Genomic DNA, 24,973 nt, shown 5'->3' on the forward strand with positions numbered 1-24,973 from the left:
ATGCCAGTGTCTGGGCACTGGCATGACACCCTTTCTGGTAGAGGTTGCTCTCAAATCACAACGTGCATACAACTGCAGCAGTATGATGTTTTATTTATTATAGCTATAACACTGAAGTTTACAATCAGAACAAACCACTTGGCCACGTGGAACTGATTTCAGTTTATCAGTTGAAACTTGATTTGAGCAGAGTATGCATTTTATTGTGTTGCTTGGAGTAAGTGAGTTATCAACAGCAATTCTATCATCAAAAACAAAACACTCACCTTCCCAATTATTATTTTTATTATGAGTTTTTTCGAGGTAAGAAAGAATGCCGCCTTTCAGGTGGTACACATCGTTAAATCCAAGATTTTTCATGTACGCTGTTGATTTTTCGCATCTAATTCCACCAGTGCAGTACATAGCTACTTTCAGGTCTTTACTCTCAGAAAATGACTCTGTCCACTGAGGAAACTCACGGAAACATTGTGTGTGTGGATTAATTGCATTCTTAAACTTGCCTAACTTCACTTCATACTCATTTCGTGTATCTATTACTAAAACGTCAGGTTGAGAAGTAAAATCATCCCAATGCTCTGGATCAACATATTTACCCTTAAGGGAAATATCAAGATTGCTTACACCAAGATTCACAATCTCTCTTTTTAATTTTACCTTCATCTTGCTAAATGGTTGATATTCTGCTGCACTCTCTTTCCATGTAAGGTCCCTTAGCCTATAATCAGAACGTAGAAAATCGAATATTTTATCAATTGCGTTTCTTTCACCAGATATTGTTGCATTAACACCCTCTTCTGCAAGGAGTATAGTGCCCTTTAACTCAACGTTGTTGCATGTAGCTTTTATTTCGTCTTTCATGTCATAATAATTAGAAAGTTCTACAAAATGATAGAAAGTTGCAATGACGAAGCTCATGATTATTCACTTATCAACTAAAAACATGATATACAAAATTATAAAGATATTCAATAGTACGGCTGTTATAGCTAAAGTGGCTCTACAATTTGAAAAACAACAAATTCGTCATTCCGCTACTCGTTAGCGGAATCTATGCTGAGATACCGCGAATGAATCGCGGTATGACGTAGGGAAACCTTTCTTGGATTAGCTATAATTACTGGATATCTTCAGTTTTTACATATAACATTTTAATATAAAATATAGATTCAAATTAATGTTTTTAAGAGTATTTAAAAATATATTCTTATTTCTAGTAAGTATATTATTCGTCTGTCCAATATTATCATTAATATCAATTCTATTTACAGATACAACAAATTCCGGATGGGTAATCAGCACACTTTTCCCTGAATATATACTGAGTACGTTAATTTTGATGATAGGAGTGGGGGGAATATCCTTCATATTTGGAGTAATTCCAGCTTGGCTCACTACATTTTTTTCATTTCCTGGAAGTAAAATTTTTGAGATTGCTTTATTCTTTCCAATATCGATTCCTGGATATATAGTAGCGTTCGTCTATGTAAATACACTAGAGTTTTCAGGTCCGGTGCAGAGCTCATTAAGAGACATTTTAGAGTGGAGCAAAGGTGACTATTGGTTTCCTGAAATAAAATCTCTAGGTGGTGGAATATTAGTAATGGGATTCAGCCTATATCCATACGTTTATATGTTAGTCCGCTCAAGTCTAAAGAATGTTAGTAACTCAGTCACTATTGCGTCAACGCTTGGGTTCTCCTCATTGAAGAGCCTGTTTTCTGTCATCATACCCTCCATACGCCCATCAATTATAGCTGGGTTGTCTTTGGTACTAATGGAAGTAATTACAGATTTCGGCACACCACAGTTTCTTGCTATCGATACTTTTACGACAGGAATATATCGCACCTGGTTTTTACTGCATGACAAATATTCAACTACTGTTTTAGCAGTTGCAGAATTAATTTTCGTTGTGATACTAATAGCTATCGAAAAAAAACTACAAAAAAAAGGAATATCTTACTCTTCAATCAATACCAATTCAGATTATCACAATAAACGGAGTATAAGTGGCGCTATACCGTTGATCTTTGCTTATCTTATGTGTGTATTGCCGATATTAATAGGTTTTATTTTGCCAATGATTCCGCTCATATATTGGAGCATAGAGAAGGGGTTGTTCATATACGAAGCAAGATTCTATAACATAATAGCAAATAGCATTAGTTTATCAGTTATTACCGCACTAATCTCAATTAGCATTGCAATAATGATTGGATATACGGCGCGTAAAAATAAGGTAATCAATAATGTAGCACGTCTCATTTCTTTAGGCTACGCAATTCCAAATGCAATTATCGCAATTAGTATAATAATATTTTTAAGCAGAATATCCTCTTTCATTACTCAATATGTTGTGGAAATTAGCTTAGTAGGAACTATTGGCGCATTAGTTTACTCATATTTATTCCGTTTTTTTGCTATATCTTTCAAGGCGGTAGAGTCAGGGCTCAAAAAAACACCAAATGAAATTGAGTGGACTGCATATACCATGGGTCATGGACCTATTTCCACATGTTTGAATGTTCATATCCCTCTCATCAAGAAGAGTATATTATCGGGATTTTTGCTCGTATTTATGGATACTATCAAGGAGCTCACAGCAACACTCATTATAAGACCATTTAATTTTGAAACTATATCAACTAGAATATATGAACTTGTAAGCGATGAGCGCTATAGAGAAGCTGCCCCATTTTCGTTAATAATAGTTATAATAGGCTTAATCTCTACAATAACCTTATTTACACTTGATGATAAGGATAAAAAATAAACGTAACCGTTCACAGATTTCCACTTAATTCTTCAATCTCACTAATAGAAAGGCCAGTAAACTTGACAATAGTGTTGACATCAACATTATTAGCCAGCATTGCTTTTGCGACTTCAATTTTCCCTTCCTCTTTACCAATTTTTTTGCCTTTTTCAGTAGCAAGATCAAGTCTGTATTCAAGAATGGCTTCTTCTTTGCGTAGATCCATTATCCTTTCTTCATAGGCTACTAAATCTTTTTCGTTCCAACGAAACTTGTCTAACTCATCATACGCCAGCTTTATTATTGGTGCTTTTTCTGCTATCTCTTTTAAGTCCTCTTCTGTTGTTTCTTCTGCATATTTAAAAAAGAAACACCACCTTTCTATTGTACTTTCTAGCTGCTCTACTTTACTTTTTGAAAATTTGGGCAATTCTATAAAGATAAATTGAAAATCTTTTAAGTAATGGCCGTTAGTTTTTATATCACGTATATTGTGAGTAGAAATATAATCAACTTCTTCAGGAAGTAAGTTACAATTTGATATAGCAATAAAGAAGACTTTCTTTAAATCAATGTAGTTGCCAGATTTATCTAATTGTCTTGAGTAGGCTTTAGCGGCATATAATTGAGCGCGTTTTTCGAAGCCCTTGTCTCTAGCGAGCTGCATTTCTGCTATATATCTATTTCCGTGAGAATCCTTGCAGAGAACATCAACAATACTTTGTTTATCAGAGGCAACTTCGGGATCCATAATAGTGCTAAGAAACTCAACTTCTTGTATTGCATTTATCTCAGTAAACCCTAAAATATCGTTCAAAAAGTGGATCAGGATATTCTTATTTTTTTCCGTTCCAAAGATTTTTTTGAAACACAAATCATTGCGAGGATCGAGAAATTTTGAAAGAGCCATGGCAAAAATGCTTGAAAATATTAATAATTATACACTATTATTAACAATTATTCAACCATATTTTTGAAGATAGCTATAGCTAACACGTCATAACCGCCACGAACCGTCATACCGCGATTCATTCGCGGTATCTTAGCATAGATCCCGCTAACAAGTAGCGGGATGACGATTGTGTATCGTGCTTTGCTAAAAATCACAGAATGCAGTCTGGTTACAAATAAACTATTTTGACAGTTAATGGGGTCTAGTTTTGATGTATGGACTATCCAAAGAAAAGGGTGGTATCATAACTTCAAAAACTTTTATGCTTTCTTCATTCAGAAATTCATACTTACCCTGCATTATTCCTGACGGTACATTTAAGTATGTTCCACTTGTGTATTTAAATACCTCTCCAGATTTTATCACAGGTTGTTCTCCGATAACACCAACTCCGGCAATTTCATTTACTTTTCCCTTATAATCTATTATTTGCCAATGACGACTTAACAATTGAATAGTTGATTGGCTTTTGTTTTTTATCTTAACGTTATACATCCATACATAGCAATTTTCATAAGGAATGGATTGCTCTTCAATGTAAATTGGTAAAACTGTAACTTCAACAAAGTTGGTAGTCAATGTGTATTCTAGAATCATTATAGAATATTCATGATAAAAAGATAATATTCTAATTATATGCTTTTTTCATAGATTTTTCAAGTATACTTTAATTAGGAAATATCAATTTATAGTATGAACGAACCAGATGCGCTTAGCAAAAAAGTAATAGGAATAATAGGTGGTGGACAATTAGGTAAAATGACTGCTATCGCTGCAACAAAACTTGGACAAAAAATACATGTTTTTGCCAGTGCTAAAGACGATCCGGCTTGCTCTGTTGCTGATGATTTCACAATAGCAGATTTCTCTAATAAGAAAGCTCTTGAATCTTTTGCACAGAGTGTGGATTTAGTTACTATTGAGTCTGAAAATATTCCATGTAGTGCAATTGATATCGATGTAAATTTTTATCCGGGTAAAAAAGCGTTACACATTTCGCAGAACAGACTGAGAGAAAAGGATTTTATTAAAAACTTGGGTATAAAAACTGCTAACTATAAGAGTATACAAAATTATAATGAGCTACTGAAAAGCAGTAGAGCTTTTGGCTATCCAACAAGGCTGAAAACAACAGAAATGGGTTATGATGGAAAAGGGCAATATGTGCTTGAGAATGATTCTGAAGTGAAGCAATTTGCTTCCTTTGATTGGAATACAGAGTACATTCTTGAAGCAAGTGTTGATCTACTGAAAGAGGTTTCAATAGTCGTTGCAAGAGATAAAAACGGTAAAGTAGCTTTTTTTCCTATAGCAGAAAATTACCACGTTGATGGAATACTTGATACTTCAACAGTGCCAGCTAAAATAGATAGTAAATTAACTCAAGAGGTACAACGAGCTGCAAAGAAAATAGCAAATGCGCTTGATGTAATAGGAATTCTGGCTATTGAATTTTTTGTTACTAAGGATAACGAATTGTTAGTTAATGAACTAGCTCCCAGACCTCACAATTCTTGCCACTGGAGCTTGGATGCATGTAACGTTAGTCAATTTGAACAGCTAGTTAGGATAATATGCGGGTTACCTATGCAGGAAGTAGTATTACGCTTTCCTTGTATGACGAAAAATATAATAGGTAATGATATATATGATTCTCATAAGTATTTGAGCAACGAAAAAGCTAGTTTAACCATATATGGGAAAAAAGAGGTTAGGGATAAGCGTAAAATGGGACATGTCAATATAGATTTAAGTTAACAGTTTTTCTACGTCATACTGCCACAACTGTACGAACATTGTGATATGATGAGATGTTACATAGTAAACGGTGTCATTCTAGCACCTCTTTTCCCGTCATCCCGCTGCTTGTTAGCGGGATCTCATTTCACTTTGTGAAGGTGTCATCCCAGCACCTCTTTTCCCGTCATTCCGCTGCTTGTTAGCGGGATCTCATTTCACTTTATGAAGGTGTCATCCGAGTAGCCTGACTACTTGGATCCAGGAATTTTATTAAGTTGGTAAGCATAAAAGTGGCTGATCTTATGTTAAAACACAACGTTCTTGATGAGATTACAGCAAGGCTGGATTCCAGCGTCAGCTACTTGAATGACAGCAGTCCTACGTCATGCCGCCGCGGTATCTCTAGATCCCGCTAACACGTAGCGGGATGACGGTTGTCGTTTAGCCATAAATGTTTAAGAAATTTACCAAACGAAAAAAAAGGCAAAAGAAGCCCCGTGGTTGGCTAGTTATAGCTCTTTTTACAATAATCCGAACAGATCATAATATGCTACTGCTCTACCATAGCCATAAGCACATATCTTATCCTATTCGGACTATTGCGAGAAGTGCTATACTTACATTATACTTTCAAGTATGGCGTTTTTTTATTCTAAACGTTTAATAACCGCGATTCATCTGCTTTTAAGCCGCAACTAATCTAAATTATAAACATTAAGAAATTTACTAAACAGAAAAAAAGGCAAAGAAAACCTAGGGTAGCTAATTACTCACTATCCATTTTTTAAGTTGGCGTTTTTTGATGTTTTAAATGCTTTATAAGCGCATTTTAGCTTGTATAGCTAGAAATTTGATAAAGACATAAGGTGCACATAGTGCAAAAAATTAAACATGAGACGCCAAATACGTTGAGTTTTTTTGTCATTTAATCTGTACAGAGAAGATAAATAAATAGCTTCAGTTTCATGATAAGGGGGCTGGCGAAGGGTGTCAAGTAAGTTTTTTCGTTTCTATTTCCAATAAAAGTTTGTATGCAATAACACAGAAGCATGCACTGCTATTCCTTCATTTCTTCCAATATAACCTAATTTCTCTGCAGTGGTTGCTTTGATATTTACAAATTCATCATCAATTTCTAATGCTTTTGATATGAATTTCTTCATTTCTACTTTGTAAGGCGATATTTTAGGCTCTTCACAAACTATAGTAATATCTAAATTAGACACGCTGTACCCTTTTTCTTTTGCTTTTTTAGCAGCAAAGTCAAGAAAGTGAGATGAATTGCAATCTTTCCATTCAGAGGAACTAGGAGGAAAGTGCTCTCCTATGTCGCCACATCCCAGTGCTCCGAGTATTGCATCAACGATTGCATGTATTGCAACATCACCATCAGAGTGCGCTTCTATTGCCATGTTGTGTTCAATTTTCACACCGCAAATTTTTATAAAGCTTTCAGCACCATTTTGAACTTTAATGAACTTATGTATATCATAACCGGCTCCGACACGAAATTTTGGCTCTTCAAAAAGAAGCTTTGCCATATTGATATCCTCTTTTGTGGTTAACTTAAAATTGCTTTTCTCACCTTTAATAATCGCAACATGTTTTTTGTGCTCTACCATTAGTGATGAATCGTCAGTAAATTCTTTGACTGATTGATGGCATGATAATAATTCTTTGAAATTAAAAATTTGAGGGGTTTGTATGGCTCTGAGCTTTCCTCTTGAGATCGTAGATTCAATAAAACTATTACTCACCAATGACATAGTGTCTTCAACTTCTATTGCTGGAACTACTCCTGTATATTGATCATTAATCATAGATTCAACCAAGTTATCTATCAGAACATCTGACACAAAAGGCCTACAAGCATCGTGTATAACTACAAAATCTGGGTTAATTTTTTGTAAGCTTTCAAGCCCTAGTTTAACTGAACTTTGCCTGTTTTCTCCTCCGTATACAGGGCTTAGTAATTTAGTGTCTGTAATTAGTGATATAGCTTTCTCATAGAAACTTTCATGGTCTCTATTAATTGCTATTCTTATGTAATCTATATATTGGTTAGCCAGAAATCTTTTAATTGTATGAAATAAAACAGATTTACCTGCCAGTTTTATATATTGCTTAGGAATCGTAGAATTGCATCTACTGCCTACTCCCGCTGCAACTATTAATGCTGCTATTTTGTATTTCTTAGCGCACATATTTCTTTTTGTAGAAGCTTTCCTCTCTATCCAAGATTCTTTCCGAAAAATAAAATTTCTGACATCATATAAAAGTTACTTCCCCTATTAACTAGCATAATTATAATAGCAAAAGAGATATTTAGAGAGCTCAAAATCTATCTTTGCCTGCGGATTAAACAACTAAATTTTAGTAAAAAACGATAGTATTACAAATCGTAAAATACTTTCAACATAGGAAAAATAAATTGCATATTTTTCAGTAAATTAGCTATGCTAAACACATGCAAAAACGTCATATAACTATTTGTTTCATACTGCTTTTTATAATAGGGATGTTATTCCTGATGCGTCCTATGATTTTTCCATGTTTAATATCTATTATTATTGCATATTTGTTTAATCCGCTAGTAGTCAAGTTTGAAAAGTATAGAATACCACGTTCATGTTCTGTAATTTTTATAATACTTATTTTATTAATAGCTTTTATACTAGTCATAACATTTGTTTTACCTATTATATATGTTCAAATTACTTCAATATTAAATTTCTTAGTGAGTAAAGTGCCTTCATTAAAGCTTAAAGTAATCCCCTCTGTATTAGAATTTCTTAATATGAAAATCGAGGATAGCTTATTTGATCATTTATCTAAAAATCTAGCAGAAAATTACAGCAACTATGTATCTTATTTCATGAATGCTCTTGATATTGCTAGTAACTTTATAATCCAAGTGTTAAGTTCAAGCTTTAACACGGTATCATTAATGGTGATTACTCCTGTAGTGTTTTTCTATATATTACGTGATTGGCCTTTAATTATAGAAAAAGCTAGTAAATTAATCCCTATTCCTTACAGAGGAAAAATTGCAGATTATTTTTCCAAAGTGGATTTCATTATATCTAATTATCTAAAGGGGCAGGTAAATGTATGTATTGTCATGATGGTCTTTTACTCTGTGAGCCTGAGCATAATCGGATTGGAACACTCTATTGTTATTGGAATTTTATCAGGAATGTTAACGTTCATACCTTACGTAGGGCCATTATTATATACCATTATTGGGTTTTTGAGCGCTATCACTCAATTTAGTGGATGGTTTGAAAGTGCTGCTGTTTTGCTATTATTTGGTGTTGGACAATTAATAGATTCAAATATATTAGTTCCTTTATTAATAGGAAAAAAAGTTCATATACATCCAACTGTAATTATTCTGGGAATTACTATATGCGCTTCATATTTTGGATTTACAGGTATATTACTTTTTATTCCAATAATAGCAATGTTCAATGTATCAGTAGAATATGCAATCAATAAATATTTTAAAAGTGAGCTTTATAAAAACGGCTAACAGACCTTTTGCATAATCAATTTATGGTAAGAGGAGAAATGAGCCCAGAATACCTGACACATTTGAGGAGCGTAAGTAAATTTCTGCGCAAAAATTACTACCAGAAAGAGGTTACGTAAGAGGTTCAACGTGCAATTAAATTTATTTAACAACAATCAAGCTGATTATAGCCGGCAAAATTACATCATCTTAGATGAAAATAAGCACGTATATAATTCGGTAGTTAATGATTTATCTTGGAAATGTCTGATTCTTTTTGGACCTAAAAGCTCCGGTAAAACTCATCTTGCTCATATTTGGCAATCAATAAACGATGCAATCTTTATCAATGTGAATAACTTCGTAAGCGAGATTAGGTATAGCGATGCTTTTATTTTAGAAGACGTACAAAACATTAAAGATGAAGCAATGTTATTACATTGTTACAATTACATGAAAGAAAACGACAAGAGGCTGCTAATCACTTCTTCAATTTCACCAAAAAAGCTTAACTTCAAACTAAGAGATTTAAGTTCTCGAATATTATCAACTATCAGCGTAAAAATTTTGCCTGCAAGCGAGGAATTATTAAGAATTATGCTAATAAAACGATTTTCAGATAAACAGTTAAAAATTGATTTAAAAGTGATTAATTATATTTTAGCAAGAATAGAACGTTCTTTCTATAGCATTGATAAAATTATAGAAAAGATAGATAATGAATCTATAGGGTCAAATGTGACCGTTCCTTTTATTAGCACTTTATTAAAAAAAGATGCCATTTGATTTCTTCTTTTGTAAAGGTGTATATTAAAAATTTATTAACACCCATAACACTAACGTAATTGGAATCTCTATCTGTCCATGTTAGAATTATAATCAATGTTATGTTATAATAAATATAGATAGATACAGCTAAGAAGTATTCTATATTTATAGTAGAGCTCACTTTATAAGGTGTTTTTTATAGATTTAACGTTATAATTTAACTATGATAAGAGTAAGATTAAATTTAAGAAAAAGGTTAAAGCAAAAGTTTGTGATGTTCACTCTATTGATAAATGCTTTATTTGTCTCATATTTTCTCATAAGAAACACAGGGAACACTTCTAATCAAATTATAGCCAAAGAAATAAATATAGGAACTGATAATGAAAAATAAACAGTCGCAAAATAAAAAAGAAAATCTTTACATAACATATTACATAGATGCTTTAGCTTCAGAGAGGTCCGCTGCACAAAATACTCTGGAAAGTTATCGTTCGGATTTACACCAGTTTGAAGAATTTTTATTGGAAAGCGGCACTACCTTGGTTGGTGTAAACAAAACCAATATTAAAGATTATGTGAAATCTTTATGTACACAAAAAAAATATAAAAGTAGCTCTATATCAAGAAAAATATCCGCTATGAAAAATTTTTACAAGTGTCTATTTAATGACGGAATAATAGATTTTAATCCAGCGCCGGCTAATGATGCTGAATTAAAGAATCCAAAAGTTTCTCGTCCTTTGCCTAAGTATTTAAGTGTCGAAGAAATATTTTTGCTAATGGACACAGTGAGAAAATCAGCAAGCGAATCGAATAAAGAGATAAGCAGTAAAAGGCTATGTGCGATTTTAGATATCCTTTACTCTTCTGGAATGCGTGTTTCTGAACTAATTAGTATGAAATTATGTGAAGTGTCACATTTAATAAACAGTAATAACAAAGAATGCTATATAATAATAAAAGGAAAAAGTGGTAGAGAGAGGCAAATTCTTTTTAATGAACAAGCATTGCAGAGCCTTAGAAATTATTTATCAGTTCGTGATAATCTGATCTCTAAAGAAAAGGAATCCGATTGGCTATTCCCAGGTGATAAACCTAATAAACCAATTACAAGGCAGAGGGTCGGTCAATTAATGAAGGAGTTGGCAAGAAAATGCAATATTGATGAAAATAAGATCTCTCCACACGTGATTAGGCATTCTTTTGCTACCCATCTACTAAATAGCGGAGCAAATATTGTGTTGATACAGAAAGTTCTTGGCCATACTAACCTTTCTACAACACAAATATATACTCATATTGCTAACGAAAAGTTAAAGGACAAATTAGCTGATTCGCATCCTATTACTCAGATGATCAATAATTAAATTTATTGTTTTTAATTTGTAATAAAGTTAAATTTAAATAAATTTATGTGAGTTTGTGATTTCAAGTTTATTGTTTAATTTCTTTCTTATATTATGGGAGGTATTCTATACTTTCATTACTCTCCCTGTAATTTTCTTTTCTGAGTGTGTAATAACCATTTTCCTCGTCTGTTCGGTGAGAGTTGTATTATTCATGCTGCGTTTATTATGTGGCATTAAATATGAAGTGAGGGGAATGGAAAACATCCCTAAGCAACCTTTTATCATTGCATCTAAACACCAATCTCCATTTGAAACATTTATTTTTATACTACTATTTAGAAAAGCGGTTTTTATTTTAAAACGTGAATTGAAATGGATTCCATTCATTGGTTTGCATCTTATAGCGCTGAAAATGATTTTTATTAACCGTTCAGATGGTATCAGTTCTATACGCCATATAATCAAACTAGCAAAAATGCGTATAAAAGAAAATAGAAGCATAATAATATTTCCTGAAGGTACAAGAACAACTATAAACCAAAATATAAAATATCAACCAGGTATTGCTGCTTTATATAGCGTATTATCTGTTCCTGTGTTACCGGTTGCTTTAAACACTGGTTTGTTTTGGCCAAAAAGCATACTTTCTCTGAGAAAGAATCCCGGAAAGGCAGTAATAGAAATATTGCCCCCAATATATCCTGGGTTAAACAAAAATGAATTCTTGCAAAGTTTAGAAAAAATTATTGAAGAGAGAAGCAGTAGATTAACCATAGGAAAAACTGATATTGCAAATTAACAAAAAAACTTTATAATTAAAAGAAAAGTACAGTATTTTAGGTATTAATATATGGCAAATCATAAGAGTGCTAAAAAAATGATAAAGGTAATAGCAAAGCGCACTTTAATAAATAAGATGCGGAAAAGTAAAACTCGCACCTCTATTAGAAAATTGGTTGATATAATCAAGTCTGGCGACAAAGAAAATGTTGTTCTGGCATTTCGGAATGCTGAATCTAATTTACACAAGTGTGTGAATAAAGGTGTTATTCATAGGAATACTGCTGCGCGTAAAATAAGTCGCTTAAATGCAAAAGTAAAAGCATTGATGACCGCTTAATACGGTTAATGTAAAGTTAACTGTATTAATATATACTCCTCAGTTTGTATATTCTGTATAAAATTTAAGTAGCTTAAGTGATGGATAAAAAAGTGCTATTAGAACTAAGTAATGGATTAAAAATCGAGCTACCTGTATTAAGCGGAACAACAGGTCCTGATGTGTTAAATATCAAGGATTTATATAAGATGACAGGATTATTCACTTACGATCCAGGGTTTGTTTCTACAGCTTCATGCTCTTCTACAATTACATTCATTGATGGAGATGAAGGAGTTCTTAAATATAGGGGACATAATATAGCTGATTTGGCAGAGAATAATAATTTTACTGCTGTGATTTATTTATTGCTCTATGGTGAATTACCCAGTTCAGAGCAACACAAAAAATTTCTTCTCAAAATACAAGAATCATCCAAAGTATCAGAGCAAGTTACAAATGTAATTAAAGCATTTCCAAAAACTGCTCACCCTATGTCAATCTTAGTTGCATGTTTTGCAAGTTTGTCAGCATCTTATCATGAAAAGCATGGCAACAATGTCAATGGTGAAGACCTAGATTTTGGAATTTCTGCAATAGCGCAAGTTTCCACAATTATTGCAATGATTTATAGGCATATCAACAATCAGGAATTCATAAATGCTAACAATGAATTAAGTTACAGTGAAAATTTCTTAAAGATGATATTTGGCGATGCTGTTGATAATGATAAAAGCGCCCTTTTTGCAAAAGCTCTGGATAAAATATTTACTCTCCATGCTGATCATGAACAGAATGCTTCTACGGCGGCTGTCAGATTGGTGGGATCGGCTGGTTCTAATCTGTTTGCAAGCCTCTCTGCAGGAGTTGCTACACTTTGGGGACCAGCACATGGTGGAGCTAATGAGGCAGTTATAAATATGCTAAAAGAGATAGAGCAAAGTGGAGATATAGATAAATTCATCGAAAAAGCTAAAGATGATAAAGATCCATTTAAATTGATGGGATTTGGACATCGTGTTTATAAAAATTATGATCCGCGCGCGCGTATATTGAAAGGCGCTTGCCATGAGGTTCTAAGTAAACTAGAACAAAATAATGAACTGCTTAAAATTGCAAAAAAACTTGAAGAAATAGCTTTAAAGGATGAATATTTTATCGTGCGTAAGTTATATCCAAATGTTGATTTTTACTCAGGTATAATAATGAATGCTATTGATATCCCCTCAAATATGTTCACGCCTATTTTTGCACTTGCAAGAACCACTGGTTGGGTTACTCAGTGGTATGAAATGATAAATGATAAAGAAACTAAGATCTGTAGACCAAGGCAACTCTATTTTGGTAAATAAATTTATTTTCACTTCATTAGACTTCTTGCATAACCCAAACTAAGTAGAAAAAAGGTGTCATCCGAGTAGCTGACACTGGTTCCTTTACAACGGAAGTGTCCAGAGGTGTCATTCCAGTCTGGAATCCAGAAAAAAGGATGGTGTCATTCCGTATCCGTTTAGCCAATGGCGTCAACTTAAGAACTTTCATTAGCAAACTCTCCTAAAGACATGATGGCGTTTAGGCTTATCTACTTTATTGCGGCTGTCCCGGTCGGATTTTAACTTTAGCGCGTATACTTAAAAAGGGCTTGAAAGTTTTTTGGCGCAATAAGTACCTGATAGAGTTTCTGTCTCATTACACTAAATAAAACTGAAAAATTTAAACGATACTCAGTAATTTGATCTGGGTTCCAAGGCCCTTGTGCATCACACATATGAAGCGATAATATATTGCACATGACCAAGTTTGCCCAAAATTCTTGTAATACAGCCTCTCCAGAAAAATTCTCTAACTCTGCTCCTACTTTGAGTCGTTTATAGCACTCCTCTATGTGCCACCTTAACACATAAGCTTTGCTCCAAAGTCTCGGTCAAAAACTCTGTTTCTCAGTTGGCTAATGTCAGCACTATAACTCTTACTTTCTGTCCTTTCATTTTATTTTTTAGCTTTTCATTTTCTAATATAAAATCAAAATCTAATTCGCCAGCGTTCCCATAGCTTACTATAATTTCTTTTTTGCAAGCGAAAAATAAAATCTACTTCCAAATCATAATGCTGCTGAATGAATTTTACTGAAGACGATCATAGATAAATAATAATTTCTCTTGATTTAATAAACGCATTTGAGTGATAACTTCGGGTAATTGCTCTGCCGCCAACGTTTGTTCACCTATATTCCAAGCTGCAAGACGAGCACTACAAATCAGCGAAGTACACAAATCAACAAACAAATTGCCAATGGTGCCTGTTGTTCCATTTGGTTCAAACTCGGATACAATTTCCCCAGAGCTGGGTAATCTCATACCAGAACCATCTGCTGCAATAAGTCTATAGCCTCTCCAACTCAGGTTCATCCTGATAGGCTGTTTGGATGCTTAAATTCTTGAAAGCCTGTATGGCAAATCTTATATCTTGCTTTAGAAAAAGCTTGCTTTGAGGGTACATGTCAATGGCTCCATAAGTTCACATTCTATTCCCAAACTTTTTTTAACTAACTTTAAAATCATAGAAAATACTGTCGAAAAAGGAAGTTTTCTTGTTCGTGTAAAACTCAACACAATGGATTTTCTGAAAAGTTTTCGAGTATATTATATTTTTAATTTGTAGAATAAGGTTTTTTCCTTTTTGCATATTTCACCTAAAAAGGACACATTTTAGACTTCTTTGTTGAAATAAAACAGAAACAAAAGTGCTGTTTCTTGCACTCTTTGGATAATTTAATGATAAAAAATTTAGAGAGAAATTTTATACACTATCGCTGATATTTTTCCTTAAGTTGATGCCATTGCCTGAACACTTACCTAATGATGAAGCTATCGAAAACATAGCAAAGAGACTTCAAAAATCTATAGACGATGCAAAAAAGCACAAGGTCATGTTTAGTGTTGATGTATTCCAAGGAGAAAAAAGTCATCAATAATAGATTATTCGATACTGATCTTATACCACCTCATGGAGCAAGATAAAAATGTTACTGAGACTGGAAAAGAAAAACTACGGCCTCTTATGTTAGAAATGTTTAATCTAGTTTCAACAGGCACTGATGTGAGCCAAGAAGTTCGGAGATTATTGCCAGAAGATATACTGAAAGAACGCGGCGAATATTTGTCACGTCTAAAACAAATTGTAAGTGATAGTATTGAAAATGACAAAAAAAAAGAAATTGTAGTAGAAAGAGATAATAAATTTTATTATGTACAGTGTCCAGAAAAAAGTGTGATCACTCCTGCAAAATTTATGAACTCCCCGGAATTTAAGGACTTAGAATATGGTGCATTGCGAATAGGAGAAGGAGATAATCTAATCTGAATAAAAAGCTGGCAATATCATGATATGCAAGGCAAAGTAAAAATGACCTTTAGGGTAGGCGATGAAAAGATCGAAATGATTTTATCTTCTGAAAAAGCTGAAAGTTTTGGTAAAATAATGGTACATATGGATGACAAAAGTTGTGAAATCTTCTCAAAGTACCTAAAAGAGCTAGAAAAAGAACCTCGTATAAGCAAGGTTGTTGAAGCTGCTAAAAGTTTTGCACAAACAAAAAGCAGTGCAGTTAGTCCACCTCTTTCTAATATGAAAAGTGTTGACACATCGCAACATTTTCAAAGTAGTGACCATGAATCACCAGAGCATTAACAATTATCATACATACATTGTTGCATATAGCAATAGTGTATGTGTATAGTTAGTAGGGTTTGTAAACTTAATAAAGTCTACAACTAATTTGAAAACTACTTTATTGTATGCAAGACTTTAAAATACTAGAAAATCTAAAAACCAAAGCACTAGAAGCTGAAAAAGGAGGCGGTTCTGACAGGATTACCAAACAACATGAAAAAGGGAAATTAACTGCTAGAGAAAGGCTCAGTATATTGCTCGATGAAAGTTCTTTTGCAGAATACGATAAATTCGTAAAACATCATGCAAATGATTTTGGCATGCAAAATGCTAATTTTTTAGGTGATGGGGTAGTGATTGGTCATGGTACTATTTATGGCAGAAAAGTTTTTGTTTATTCTCAGGATTTTACTGTCTTTGGTGGTTCACTTGGTGCGTCACATGCAAAAAAAATATGCAAAATTATGGATATGGCAATTAATGCCAGAGTTCCAATTATCGGACTAAATGATTCTGGTGGAGCCAGAATTCAGGAAGGAGTAAATTCTCTTGCTGGTTATGGAGAAATTTTTCAAAGAAACGTAAATGCATCGGGTGTTATACCACAAATTTCTTTAATTATGGGCCCATGTGCAGGAGGTGCAGTTTATTCCCCAGCATTAACTGACTTTACTTTCATGGTGAAAAACAGTTCATATATGTTTATAACCGGGCCAGATGTAGTAAAAAAGGTTACCTACGAAGATGTAAGTTTCGAAGACCTCGGTGGAGCAAAAATTCATACAAGCAAAACAGGAGTAGCGGATTTTGCATTCAATAATGATGTTGAAATGCTGCTAAAAATGCGTGAATTCTTTACTTTCTTACCAGCAAATAATCAAGAATCACCAAAATCTGCACCAATCTGTAATGATGTTGACGACATTGATGAATCCTTAAACACTCTAATTCCTACCAATCCTAATACTCCTTATGATATGTATGAACTCATTGAAAAAGTTTGTGATGAAAGGAATTTCTTTGAACTGAAACCTGATTTTGCTCGTAATATCATAACTGGTTTTGGTAGAATTGGAGGAAATACTGTCGGTATTGTTGCAAATCAACCTATGCACCTTGCAGGATGTTTGGATATTGATTCTTCAAGAAAAGCTGCGAGGTTTGTAAGGTTTTGTGACGCATTTAACATTCCGATCATCACACTTATTGATGTTCCAGGATTTTTGCCGGGTACAAATCAAGAATACAATAATATAATACAACACGGAGCGAAACTGCTTTACGCTTACGCTGAAGCGACCGTGCCGAAAATTAGCCTTATCACTAGAAAAGCGTATGGTGGTGCATACATTGTTATGAATTCGAAACATCTAAAAGGTGATATAAATTATGCCTGGCCAACTGCTGAAATAGCTGTGATGGGCCCTGAAAGTGCAGTTGAGATTATATTTCGACACGAAAAAGATCAGCAAACGTTAATTAAAGAATATAAAGAAAAATTTGCTAACCCATTTTTTGCTGCATCATATGGATACATTGATGACATTATAGTGCCAAGTAAAACAAGGTATCACTTTTGTAAAGCATTAGAGCTACTCAAAAACAAGAAGGTAGAAAGGATATGGAAAAAGCATGACAACTTACCTCTGTAACTTTCTTCTAAGCCTTGCTTACAAGTTATGCAATATTATAAGTATAATCAGTGTGCCGTTACCAAGACTCGAACTTGGGACCTCGTCATTACCAATGACGTACTCTACCACCTGAGCTACAACGGCAAGTTTATATATTATGATAATGAATAACACAAAAAAGAATAAGGAAAAAGAAGAGGAGAAAAAAAGATTAGCGAAAGCTTTAAAGCAAAATATTTTGAAAAGAAAAAAGCAGCAACAGAGTAGACAGAGAACCCTTTCAAAACTCGTTTGTGGTGAGGAATTTTTAGGAGAAAGCACCGCAGAATACTCGAATGTATTTGAGAACGACAAAATTACCATCAGAAACTTAAGTTTTGAAGGAGGTATCATGCCAGAACTACCGGAAGTGGAAGTAATCTCTAATTTTTTGCTTGATAAAATTAAAAACAAGCAAATCAGTAATGTTATAGTGAATAATTGGAATTTACGTGCCCCAATAACAAAAAATATTGATGATATGCTAAAGGGCAAAGTCATACGCAACATCAAGCGTAGAGGTAAGTATACCATCTGGAATACAGATGGTAGTGTGGCTGTAATCATACATCTTGGCATGAGCGGAAAGCTTATATATGCTGACCACGATCAAATGCGGAATAAGCATGATCACGTGGTATTTTTATTTTCTGACAATACTTCAATAATTTTTAATGACCCAAGAAGATTTGGATTAGTTATCGTTTTAAATAAAGAACAAGAAACGGATTTTTTTAGCGATTTTGGAATAGAGCCCCTCACGGATGAATTCAGTGGAGACTATTTACAGGAGTTGCTGAAAAACAAAAAAGTGAATATCAAATCAGCGTTAATGGACAATAAATCAATAGTTGGCGTAGGCAACATATATGCTTCTGAGAGCTTGTTTAGAGCCTGTATATCACCACTCAGGTCAGCAAAAAACTTGACCTATAGAGAGTGCGAAAAACTTGCTGCTGAAATAAAAAATACTCTGAGTGATGCAATTGCTGCAGGCGGTTCAACACTGAAAGATTATGCACAGCCATCTGGATCTGCTGGATACTTTCAAAATAACTTTTACGTATATGGTAAAGTTCAAAAACCTTGCAAGATTTGCAATAATATCATAACACTTATACGACAAAATGGCCGTAGCACTTATTTTTGCAACGCGTGCCAGAATTAAGATTTTATTTTTTGATATGATATTTTCACTTGAAAAAGATCCATTTGATTTGTTTTCAAAGTGGTACAAAGCAGTACTTAATTCTCCGTGTGAACAACCAACTGCAATGACGCTAGCAACTTGTAGCAAAGACTGTATTCCATCTGCAAGAGTGGTATTACTAAAGGAATATAGCAAAGAAGGTTTTGTGTTTTTCACTAACGTAAACAGTAAAAAAGGGAAAGAATTGACTGAGAACCCCAAAGCTGCGTTAGTGTTTCATTGGATAGAATTTGCTAGGCAAGTGCGAATTGAAGGAGAGGTTAAACTTCTAAACGATGAAAGAACTGACAAATACTTCTCTTCTCGAGCGCTGGGTAGTCAAATTAGCGCATGGTGCTCAAAACAATCGAGCATTCTGAAAGATTGGCAAGATTTTGAGCAAGCTATAAAATTGAAGGAAAAAGAATTTCACAATACACAAGTTTCTCGTCCTGATTTTTGGGTGGGATTTTGCGTAATCCCAAAAGTAATTGAATTTTGGCAAGAAGGTGAATATAGGAAGCATATTAGATTTAGATACACTCTTGTTGAGGGAAGCGATTGGAAAGTGGAACAACTATATCCTTAAAAATGGTTGCGGGAGTAGGATTTGAACCTACGACCTTCAGGTTATGAGCCTGACGAGCTACCGAGCTGCTCCATCCCGCGTCGTTGCTTATTTAGTTATTATATATACAAATAATGAAAAAAGAAAAATAAAATTTCACCACATGCAAATATCGACACACTTATTAACTTTTCTTGACATAATAGTTAGTTATATACGTAACAATCTGCGCAATGAACAATATAACTTGATACTGTGGTTTCCTGTTTTTCAGTGTGTAGGAATTCTAACCTATTTTTCCCTAAGTTTTGAACCAAGCTGCATATCTATTTTTCTTTTGCTTTTACCCACACTAATTTTGATTGCAATATTGTATAAAAGGTACGCGATATTGTGTATCGCTTTAATTGCAGTGCTCATAGGATTTACAGCTAGTAAATTAAGAACAGCTTTAGTTGATACTCAAATTCTTGATAAAGAGAGATATGTAAAAGATATCGTTGCCACAGTGAAGGATATTAACGACAGGGGCTCATATAAACAATTTCTGCTTTCTGTTGAAAAATCCCCTACTATCTCAAAATCCTCTCCTGTCATCCCAGCGCCCCCTTTTGTCATCCCAGTACTTGATACTGGGATCCAGAAAAAAAAGATATGGATTCCAGCGTCACGCGCTGGAATGACACCGGATAGAGCTCTAGATAACATCAGAATATCAGTTAGAACCAAAGTGGAAAAAGGCATTAAAATAGGCGATCAAGTAAAATTATCAGCAAAACTCTTCCCTCTAAAGATTGCGCCCTCGGAGTATGCATACGATTTTGCAAGAATAGCATATTACCAGAAAATAAGTGCAACAGGCTTTGCAACAAGCAAAATAGCCCTGCACAAAAAGGCTGAAGCAAGGAAATTTCAAGAATATATAGAATCTTTCCGTCAATACATTTATGAAAACCTGCAGCAAAATATCAAGAAACCACATGCGGATATAATCTCTGCATTACTGATCGGTAAAAAAGATGGCATAGATCAAAAAACTATGGACGCGATACGAGATTCAGGTATAGCACATTTGTTTGCCATATCTGGTTTGCATTTATCATTCGTTGCTGGTCTGTTTTTTGTAGTGTTTCGTAATTTATTCGCAATATCTGAAACTTTGACTCTTAAGTATAACACCAAGAAAATATCTGCATTCCTTACTATCTTGCCAACCACGTTTTATTTGTTGATTACCGGTATGCAAATTTCTGCTCAGCGTGCCTACATCATGGTGATTTTAGTACTCGTTGCAATAATGATAGAGAGAAAATATCGAGGGTTAATAGCAATTGCGTTTGCTGCTGCAGTGATACTTATCATAGAACCTGAAGCAATTTTAAAGCCAGGCTTTCAGATGTCATTTTCTGCTGTTTTGGCACTGGTTGCCAGTTATCAAATTAATGCTAATAAATTATTCAAAATAAAAATAATGAAATATTTTGTGTCGATAATGATCAGCTCAGTAATAGCAAGTTTAGCAACTGTTCCGTATACGATATATAATTTTAATTATTTTTCAATTAGTGGCATTATCACAAATTTAGTTGCTATACCAATAGTTACATTAATTATTATTCCACTTGGAATAATCTATGTTTTGTTGATTCCTTTCGGTATTGAATGGATTATAGCGCCATTTATAGAGCGCCCAATTGACAGTATTTTGTATATAACAAATGCAATCGCTAGTCTTCAGTATTTGGTTATTCCCATTCGTACTTTTCCTGCCTCATCAATTATTATAATAACATTTGGGTTATTGTGGCTGTGCTTGTGGGAAAGAAATTGGCGCTTCTTCGGAATTTTCTTTATTGTGCTGGGTATTTTCTCTAGTGCTATGTATAGAACTCCTGATATCTTGATAAATGCTGATAATGTTGCTGCAAAGGAGAGTGATAACTTACTATATTCTCTCACTAGAAAAAGCAGAAATTTTGTTATCAAAACGTGGGCAAAGCAAAACGGACAGAACCAAATTTTGAATCATACAAAATATAACAATTCAAATAAAAGGCTACAGTGTGAAGATTATGATTGTATATATAATAAAGGAAATAATAAATCAGTGCTACTTGCTTATAAAAAAGAAGATATTTCAGAAAATTGTGATAAAGTTGATTTAATAATTCAATTAAGTGAATTCGACTATTCAGCTTGCAACGCTAAAATTATTAAACATGCTGATCTAGAAACGTATGGCACACATTCTGTTTGGTTAACAAATCGTTACGTAAAGATTAATACAGTGCGCTCCAATAGGCCTTGGCACATGTTGAAAAATTAAGAAACTTGATTTTAAGGTTTGGTTAACGTATACCTAAATAAGTTTAAACTAGAAAAATGTTATGGTTACAGACACTCAAGATCCTTTCAAAGACTATTTTGATTTTTTAGGATTTAGAAAACTTTCTGACCAGCCCAGTAGAATTTTGAGCTCTATAAGAAAGTATTCTGGTACTATATCGATAGCAAGTACCATTGCTACTCTTATAGCATTTACTGCCTTTTCTATTCAGCCTGTTACAGTAAGTATTGCTGGGTTTGCGTTCACGCCAGCACCTCTTGCCTTTATTCCTCTTATAGTTCTCTTATTTACTGCTGTTATAAACTTTATAAATACACAAAAAATAAAAGAGAATGAAATAGATAAAAAAATAGGAAACTATCAAGTTGATGAACAGTACAGCCAGATTGCTCAAGAAGCTAAAAAAATTGAAATTGTAACAAATTTAGATAAAAAGGGGGAAAAGCTTTCAATAGTTTTACCAATTTCTAAGACGCAGAGAGAAATACTAGAAGATATAGAAGCAGAAAATAGAAATAGGATTCTCTTGTTTACTGGATCATATGTATTTGGTACTATTATAGTAGTTTCAGCAATATCACAATCCATTAATGCTCCAATAATATTAATAGCTTTATTAGTCGCTATTCTTTTATGCATCATATCAACACTTAGCAATCTAATAAGTAATAGCGTGGATCATGAAAATCATACTATTAGAAAACACAGTTCTTTAGGTCTTCTATTTCCATACTGGTCTGGAAAGGGCATGGTTGTATCAGTAGTAGAAAATAAGCTTGGTAAAAGGGAAAATGAACTAATATCTCTAATGAAAAAACTACTTAGTCCGCTTTGCAACTCATTTGACAGTAACCTTAAAAAAGCTTGCGATTTACTTGATAATAGTCTTTTAAAGCCTGCAAATATTAACATTAAAGAAACGCTTGATCACCTAAAAAAAATCAGAGAAGACATCAAAAAAGATTTAGATTGGCTACATGCAGAAATTTCAGAAGTTTTAAATAACACTAAAGAATTGACAAAAAAAGCACATTCACTAGATATTGAAGGTACTTTTTCTAGGTTAGAGAATGCTATTAAAATTGCTGAAGATAAAATTGAACGATTTGAACCAAGCCGCCTTGTAGGCTGGCTTCGATCAACTACGCAGTCTAATGATAACGAGTTCCTTATCATGCTAAAAAAGTTAAAAGAGGATACAGAAGAGGAAAAAACGGAATTGAAGGAGCAATTAAACGTAGTAAGGAATGAATTAGAAGAAATAAAAAAGAAGCAAGCTCAACCAAGTACGCCTGATTTAGAAGCTAACAATGGAAATAATACTAATAAATTATTAGTATTAGAAAATAAAGTCAAAGAACTACGTGACACAGTTAGAAAGTTAGAGCTGGAAGCAGAACAAAATAAGCTGCAGCAAAAGAAGGAAAAGTTAGAGCAAAAAAAATCTGAACAAGAAAAAACAGATGAATGGAAAGAAAAAATCAACGGCAAACCAAGTGACTTTCTATATTATTTATTAGAATCTATTAAGCTGGAAGAAAAAGATAATAAAGAAAAAAAGGTTGAGGCAACATTACGGGATTTTGATAACAAAATAATAATTCACTGGAAAGATGGCTCTCAAACAATTTGCCATATTAAAAAACAAGGTGATCTTCCTAGTACAAAAGTTGATTTTGTAGATCAAAATATTCAAGCAGCATTTGCAGTAGCTCGCGCGGGGTAGTTGTTATAGACCACTTAGAAGTAACCTTAAGTGTTAATAATGATAAAGAGAAATTAAGGTTAGACACCTATATAGCTGAAAAATGCAACATATCATGCAGCAAAGCGCAAAGATTGATACAAAATGAGCAGGTGAAATTACTTGGCACACCGATAATTAATAATGACTACATAGTAAAACCAGATGAAGAGTATGTGGTGCATCTCGTTCAACCTGACATATCCACATCAATTGAGCCTAATTATGACATAAAACTTGATATCGTCTATGAAGATGAGGACATTATAGTTCTGAGTAAACAAAGTGGATTAACAGTGCACCCAGGTGCTGGGACAAACAATGATACGCTTTTGAACGCAGTTATCGCTCACCTTGATGTAAGACCAGGAATTGTTCATAGACTCGATAAAGATACTAGTGGGCTAATGGTAATTGCAAAAAATGAAGCAGCCCATAGTTTTTTGTCTGAATTGTTATCGAATCGCAAAATAAAGCGGGAATACTTAGCAGTAGTTTGGGGAACATTATCTTCTCAGCAAGGCACGATAAAAACTAACATTGCTCCCAAACGCGGTAATAAAGAAATGATGTGTGTAACAAAAATCACAGGCAAATTAGCAATCACTCACTATTTAGTGCAAAAAGTTATAGGACAAGTAAGCCTCGTTAAATGCACTTTAGAGACAGGCAGAACACACCAAATTCGAGTCCACATGAGCCACATAGGACATTCCATAGTTGGTGATCAAGTTTATGGAAAAAATAGTAGTAAAAGCACAAAATATGCTAAAAACTCTAGTTTCATTCGTAATTTCAATAGACAAGCACTACATGCTTATACACTGGGCTTATACCACCCAAAAAGTAAGGAATACATGGAATTTGTCTCTGATTTACCGCAAGATATAAAAACTTTAATTGGTGAGTTTGAAAATATACCTAAGAAAGGGTATCCGTTCAGCAGAGTAGCAAAGTAGGTAGATAAGATAAACCAAAAAATCAAGAAAAAGTGAGTTTACAACAAATGGGTGTCATGCAAGTAGCTGACACTGGTTCACTTTATGATGGTGTCATCCCAGTGCTTCCTTTCTTGTCATCCCAGTCTGGGATCCAGATTGGGCACTAAGTTGGTAAACACGAAAGCGCTTTACAACGTTTTTGATGGAACTGCGCGAAAGAACTGGATGCCAGTGTCAGCTACTTGCATGACACCCATTTGTTCCTATAGTTTCTTTTTCACTTCCACTATTTGTAAACCAAATGTTAGCCAGTTCATCTTTAAGTAACTCCAAATCCGCATCTGGCGTAATCACTTATATATTCCTTTCACTACTTCTTGATGCTGCGGACAACTAAGTAAAATTTTGAAATCTTCTTTATCTGGATGTGCTCCCCAATCTCCACAAACTTTCAACACTCCTCTATCGAAGTCAGTTAATTCTGAAACGGTGGCTGGTTGTGAACTGAAAAATGGTTCAAAATTGACTTCAACATTTTCTTCTACATAGCCGGTGTGAAAATAATGATCCTTAATATAAAAAATAAATCCTATTATTGGTATTATTAAACACAAAATTAGTTTAACTGTCTTCGACATAATCACGTTCACAAAAAAGCT

Annotated in this window: 21 protein-coding genes, 2 tRNA genes and 1 pseudogene; 16 read left to right on the forward strand and 8 right to left on the reverse strand. The window is 33.8% G+C overall.

The genetic code is table 11. The features are described from left to right. Positions 1–90: 90 nt before the first annotated feature. Positions 91–918 carry a rhodanese-related sulfurtransferase gene (locus AAGD66_RS06180; RefSeq protein ID WP_264723859.1) on the reverse strand — a complete coding sequence of 276 codons (828 nt, stop codon included), beginning with the start codon at positions 916–918 and terminating at the stop codon, positions 91–93. A 259-nt stretch (positions 919–1,177) separates the two neighbouring features. Between AAGD66_RS06180 and AAGD66_RS06185 the strand changes: the two genes are divergently transcribed. After that, positions 1,178–2,776 carry an ABC transporter permease gene (locus tag AAGD66_RS06185; protein ID WP_265024516.1) on the forward strand — a complete coding sequence of 533 codons (1,599 nt, stop codon included), beginning with the start codon at positions 1,178–1,180 and terminating at the stop codon, positions 2,774–2,776. 10 nt (positions 2,777–2,786) lie between these two features. On the opposite strand, the gene AAGD66_RS06190 is transcribed toward AAGD66_RS06185, so the two are convergent. Continuing rightward, positions 2,787–3,668 carry an Rpn family recombination-promoting nuclease/putative transposase gene (locus AAGD66_RS06190; RefSeq protein ID WP_264339551.1) on the reverse strand — a complete coding sequence of 294 codons (882 nt, stop codon included), beginning with the start codon at positions 3,666–3,668 and terminating at the stop codon, positions 2,787–2,789. A gap of 234 nt (positions 3,669–3,902) precedes the next feature. Beyond that, positions 3,903–4,304: a Co2+/Mg2+ efflux protein ApaG gene (gene apaG, locus AAGD66_RS06195; protein WP_179951370.1), complete on the reverse strand. Its 402-nt coding sequence runs from the start codon at positions 4,302–4,304 to the stop codon at positions 3,903–3,905. Between the two features lie 99 nt (positions 4,305–4,403). Here apaG and AAGD66_RS06200 point away from each other — a divergent pair, with 99 nt between their 5' ends. Further along, positions 4,404–5,468 carry a 5-(carboxyamino)imidazole ribonucleotide synthase gene (locus tag AAGD66_RS06200; RefSeq protein WP_264723861.1) on the forward strand — a complete coding sequence of 355 codons (1,065 nt, stop codon included), beginning with the start codon at positions 4,404–4,406 and terminating at the stop codon, positions 5,466–5,468. Positions 5,469–6,460: 992 nt separating this feature from the next. Here AAGD66_RS06200 and AAGD66_RS06205 read toward each other — a convergent pair. Continuing rightward, on the reverse strand, positions 6,461–7,654 hold the full coding sequence (locus AAGD66_RS06205; protein ID WP_010963060.1) for a bifunctional 2-C-methyl-D-erythritol 4-phosphate cytidylyltransferase/2-C-methyl-D-erythritol 2,4-cyclodiphosphate synthase: 1,194 nt from the start codon (positions 7,652–7,654) through the stop codon (positions 6,461–6,463). A gap of 263 nt (positions 7,655–7,917) precedes the next feature. Between AAGD66_RS06205 and AAGD66_RS06210 the strand changes: the two genes are divergently transcribed. The 6 genes from AAGD66_RS06210 to AAGD66_RS06235 all read left to right on the forward strand — a co-directional run bounded on the left by AAGD66_RS06210 (position 7,918) and on the right by AAGD66_RS06235 (position 13,532). Then, the gene (locus AAGD66_RS06210; protein WP_151808091.1) at positions 7,918–8,982 is read left to right on the forward strand and encodes an AI-2E family transporter; all 1,065 of its coding nucleotides are present in this window, start codon (positions 7,918–7,920) and stop codon (positions 8,980–8,982) included. Between the two features lie 129 nt (positions 8,983–9,111). Beyond that, the gene (locus tag AAGD66_RS06215) at positions 9,112–9,747 is read left to right on the forward strand and encodes a DnaA ATPase domain-containing protein (RefSeq protein WP_006280257.1); all 636 of its coding nucleotides are present in this window, start codon (positions 9,112–9,114) and stop codon (positions 9,745–9,747) included. 365 nt (positions 9,748–10,112) lie between these two features. After that, on the forward strand, positions 10,113–11,099 hold the full coding sequence (locus AAGD66_RS06220; protein ID WP_151808093.1) for a tyrosine recombinase: 987 nt from the start codon (positions 10,113–10,115) through the stop codon (positions 11,097–11,099). Between the two features lie 244 nt (positions 11,100–11,343). After that, complete coding sequence (locus AAGD66_RS06225; protein ID WP_227738645.1) at positions 11,344–11,880, forward strand: lysophospholipid acyltransferase family protein; 537 nt, start codon at positions 11,344–11,346, stop codon at positions 11,878–11,880. Between the two features lie 51 nt (positions 11,881–11,931). Then, positions 11,932–12,201: a 30S ribosomal protein S20 gene (gene rpsT / locus AAGD66_RS06230; RefSeq protein ID WP_012673338.1), complete on the forward strand. Its 270-nt coding sequence runs from the start codon at positions 11,932–11,934 to the stop codon at positions 12,199–12,201. Between the two features lie 80 nt (positions 12,202–12,281). Further along, complete coding sequence (locus AAGD66_RS06235) at positions 12,282–13,532, forward strand: citrate synthase (protein WP_015589409.1); 1,251 nt, start codon at positions 12,282–12,284, stop codon at positions 13,530–13,532. A 189-nt stretch (positions 13,533–13,721) separates the two neighbouring features. Here the strand turns inward: AAGD66_RS06235 and AAGD66_RS06240 are convergent. Then, a pseudogene (locus AAGD66_RS06240) lies at positions 13,722–14,865 on the reverse strand (transposase). Positions 14,866–15,249: 384 nt separating this feature from the next. Here AAGD66_RS06240 and AAGD66_RS06245 point away from each other — a divergent pair. The 3 genes from AAGD66_RS06245 (at position 15,250) to AAGD66_RS06255 (ending at position 17,504) form a co-directional block, all read left to right on the forward strand. Continuing rightward, positions 15,250–15,543, forward strand: coding sequence for a hypothetical protein (locus AAGD66_RS06245; protein WP_264723843.1), 294 nt, complete (start codon positions 15,250–15,252; stop codon positions 15,541–15,543). A gap of 24 nt (positions 15,544–15,567) precedes the next feature. Further along, positions 15,568–15,870 carry a hypothetical protein gene (locus tag AAGD66_RS06250; RefSeq protein WP_231115838.1) on the forward strand — a complete coding sequence of 101 codons (303 nt, stop codon included), beginning with the start codon at positions 15,568–15,570 and terminating at the stop codon, positions 15,868–15,870. Between the two features lie 107 nt (positions 15,871–15,977). Next, complete coding sequence (locus AAGD66_RS06255) at positions 15,978–17,504, forward strand: acyl-CoA carboxylase subunit beta (RefSeq protein WP_015589410.1); 1,527 nt, start codon at positions 15,978–15,980, stop codon at positions 17,502–17,504. Between the two features lie 53 nt (positions 17,505–17,557). On the opposite strand, the gene AAGD66_RS06260 is transcribed toward AAGD66_RS06255, so the two are convergent. Beyond that, positions 17,558–17,630, reverse strand: a tRNA-Thr gene (locus AAGD66_RS06260). Between the two features lie 247 nt (positions 17,631–17,877). Here AAGD66_RS06260 and mutM point away from each other — a divergent pair. After that, positions 17,878–18,693 carry a bifunctional DNA-formamidopyrimidine glycosylase/DNA-(apurinic or apyrimidinic site) lyase gene (gene mutM, locus AAGD66_RS06265; protein WP_015589411.1) on the forward strand — a complete coding sequence of 272 codons (816 nt, stop codon included), beginning with the start codon at positions 17,878–17,880 and terminating at the stop codon, positions 18,691–18,693. Between the two features lie 16 nt (positions 18,694–18,709). Beyond that, positions 18,710–19,303: a pyridoxamine 5'-phosphate oxidase gene (gene pdxH / locus AAGD66_RS06270; protein WP_022626142.1), complete on the forward strand. Its 594-nt coding sequence runs from the start codon at positions 18,710–18,712 to the stop codon at positions 19,301–19,303. 3 nt (positions 19,304–19,306) lie between these two features. On the opposite strand, the gene AAGD66_RS06275 is transcribed toward pdxH, so the two are convergent. Next, positions 19,307–19,383: transfer RNA gene (locus AAGD66_RS06275), tRNA-Met, on the reverse strand. Positions 19,384–19,445: 62 nt separating this feature from the next. Here AAGD66_RS06275 and AAGD66_RS06280 point away from each other — a divergent pair. From AAGD66_RS06280 to AAGD66_RS06290, 3 genes are all read left to right on the forward strand, one after another. Beyond that, on the forward strand, positions 19,446–21,608 hold the full coding sequence (locus AAGD66_RS06280; protein ID WP_265024520.1) for a ComEC/Rec2 family competence protein: 2,163 nt from the start codon (positions 19,446–19,448) through the stop codon (positions 21,606–21,608). 61 nt (positions 21,609–21,669) lie between these two features. Then, a complete protein-coding gene (locus AAGD66_RS06285; protein WP_265024521.1) occupies positions 21,670–23,355 on the forward strand; it encodes a hypothetical protein in 1,686 nt (561 codons plus the stop codon). Between the two features lie 71 nt (positions 23,356–23,426). After that, a complete protein-coding gene (locus AAGD66_RS06290) occupies positions 23,427–24,332 on the forward strand; it encodes an RluA family pseudouridine synthase (RefSeq protein WP_264724273.1) in 906 nt (301 codons plus the stop codon). A gap of 332 nt (positions 24,333–24,664) precedes the next feature. On the opposite strand, the gene AAGD66_RS06295 is transcribed toward AAGD66_RS06290, so the two are convergent. Then, on the reverse strand, positions 24,665–24,952 hold the full coding sequence (locus tag AAGD66_RS06295) for a hypothetical protein (protein ID WP_012673373.1): 288 nt from the start codon (positions 24,950–24,952) through the stop codon (positions 24,665–24,667). Between the last annotated feature and the right edge of the window lie 21 nt (positions 24,953–24,973).

The organism is Wolbachia endosymbiont (group A) of Dendrolimus pini (genome assembly GCF_964026835.1).
Taxonomy (GTDB): domain Bacteria; phylum Pseudomonadota; class Alphaproteobacteria; order Rickettsiales; family Anaplasmataceae; genus Wolbachia; species Wolbachia pipientis.

Bases quoted from the DNA above. Each gene is read 5' to 3' on its own strand.
- AAGD66_RS06200 (WP_264723861.1), top strand. From the start codon at position 4,404: ATGAACGAACCAGATGCGCTTAGCAAAAAAGTAATAGGAATAATAGGT.
- rpsT (WP_012673338.1), top strand. From the start codon at position 11,932: ATGGCAAATCATAAGAGTGCTAAAAAAATGATAAAGGTAATAGCAAAG.
- mutM (WP_015589411.1), top strand. From the start codon at position 17,878: ATGCCAGAACTACCGGAAGTGGAAGTAATCTCTAATTTTTTGCTTGAT.
- AAGD66_RS06235 (WP_015589409.1), top strand. From the start codon at position 12,282: ATGGATAAAAAAGTGCTATTAGAACTAAGTAATGGATTAAAAATCGAG.
- AAGD66_RS06210 (WP_151808091.1), top strand. From the start codon at position 7,918: ATGCAAAAACGTCATATAACTATTTGTTTCATACTGCTTTTTATAATA.
- AAGD66_RS06285 (WP_265024521.1), top strand. From the start codon at position 21,670: ATGGTTACAGACACTCAAGATCCTTTCAAAGACTATTTTGATTTTTTA.
- AAGD66_RS06185 (WP_265024516.1), top strand. From the start codon at position 1,178: ATGTTTTTAAGAGTATTTAAAAATATATTCTTATTTCTAGTAAGTATA.
- AAGD66_RS06220 (WP_151808093.1), top strand. From the start codon at position 10,113: ATGAAAAATAAACAGTCGCAAAATAAAAAAGAAAATCTTTACATAACA.
- AAGD66_RS06280 (WP_265024520.1), top strand. From the start codon at position 19,446: ATGCAAATATCGACACACTTATTAACTTTTCTTGACATAATAGTTAGT.
- pdxH (WP_022626142.1), top strand. From the start codon at position 18,710: ATGATATTTTCACTTGAAAAAGATCCATTTGATTTGTTTTCAAAGTGG.
- AAGD66_RS06245 (WP_264723843.1), top strand. From the start codon at position 15,250: ATGTTTAATCTAGTTTCAACAGGCACTGATGTGAGCCAAGAAGTTCGG.
- AAGD66_RS06180 (WP_264723859.1), bottom strand. From the start codon at position 918: ATGAGCTTCGTCATTGCAACTTTCTATCATTTTGTAGAACTTTCTAAT.
- AAGD66_RS06255 (WP_015589410.1), top strand. From the start codon at position 15,978: ATGCAAGACTTTAAAATACTAGAAAATCTAAAAACCAAAGCACTAGAA.
- AAGD66_RS06250 (WP_231115838.1), top strand. From the start codon at position 15,568: ATGCAAGGCAAAGTAAAAATGACCTTTAGGGTAGGCGATGAAAAGATC.
- AAGD66_RS06190 (WP_264339551.1), bottom strand. From the start codon at position 3,668: ATGGCTCTTTCAAAATTTCTCGATCCTCGCAATGATTTGTGTTTCAAA.
- AAGD66_RS06295 (WP_012673373.1), bottom strand. From the start codon at position 24,952: ATGTCGAAGACAGTTAAACTAATTTTGTGTTTAATAATACCAATAATA.
- AAGD66_RS06205 (WP_010963060.1), bottom strand. From the start codon at position 7,654: ATGTGCGCTAAGAAATACAAAATAGCAGCATTAATAGTTGCAGCGGGA.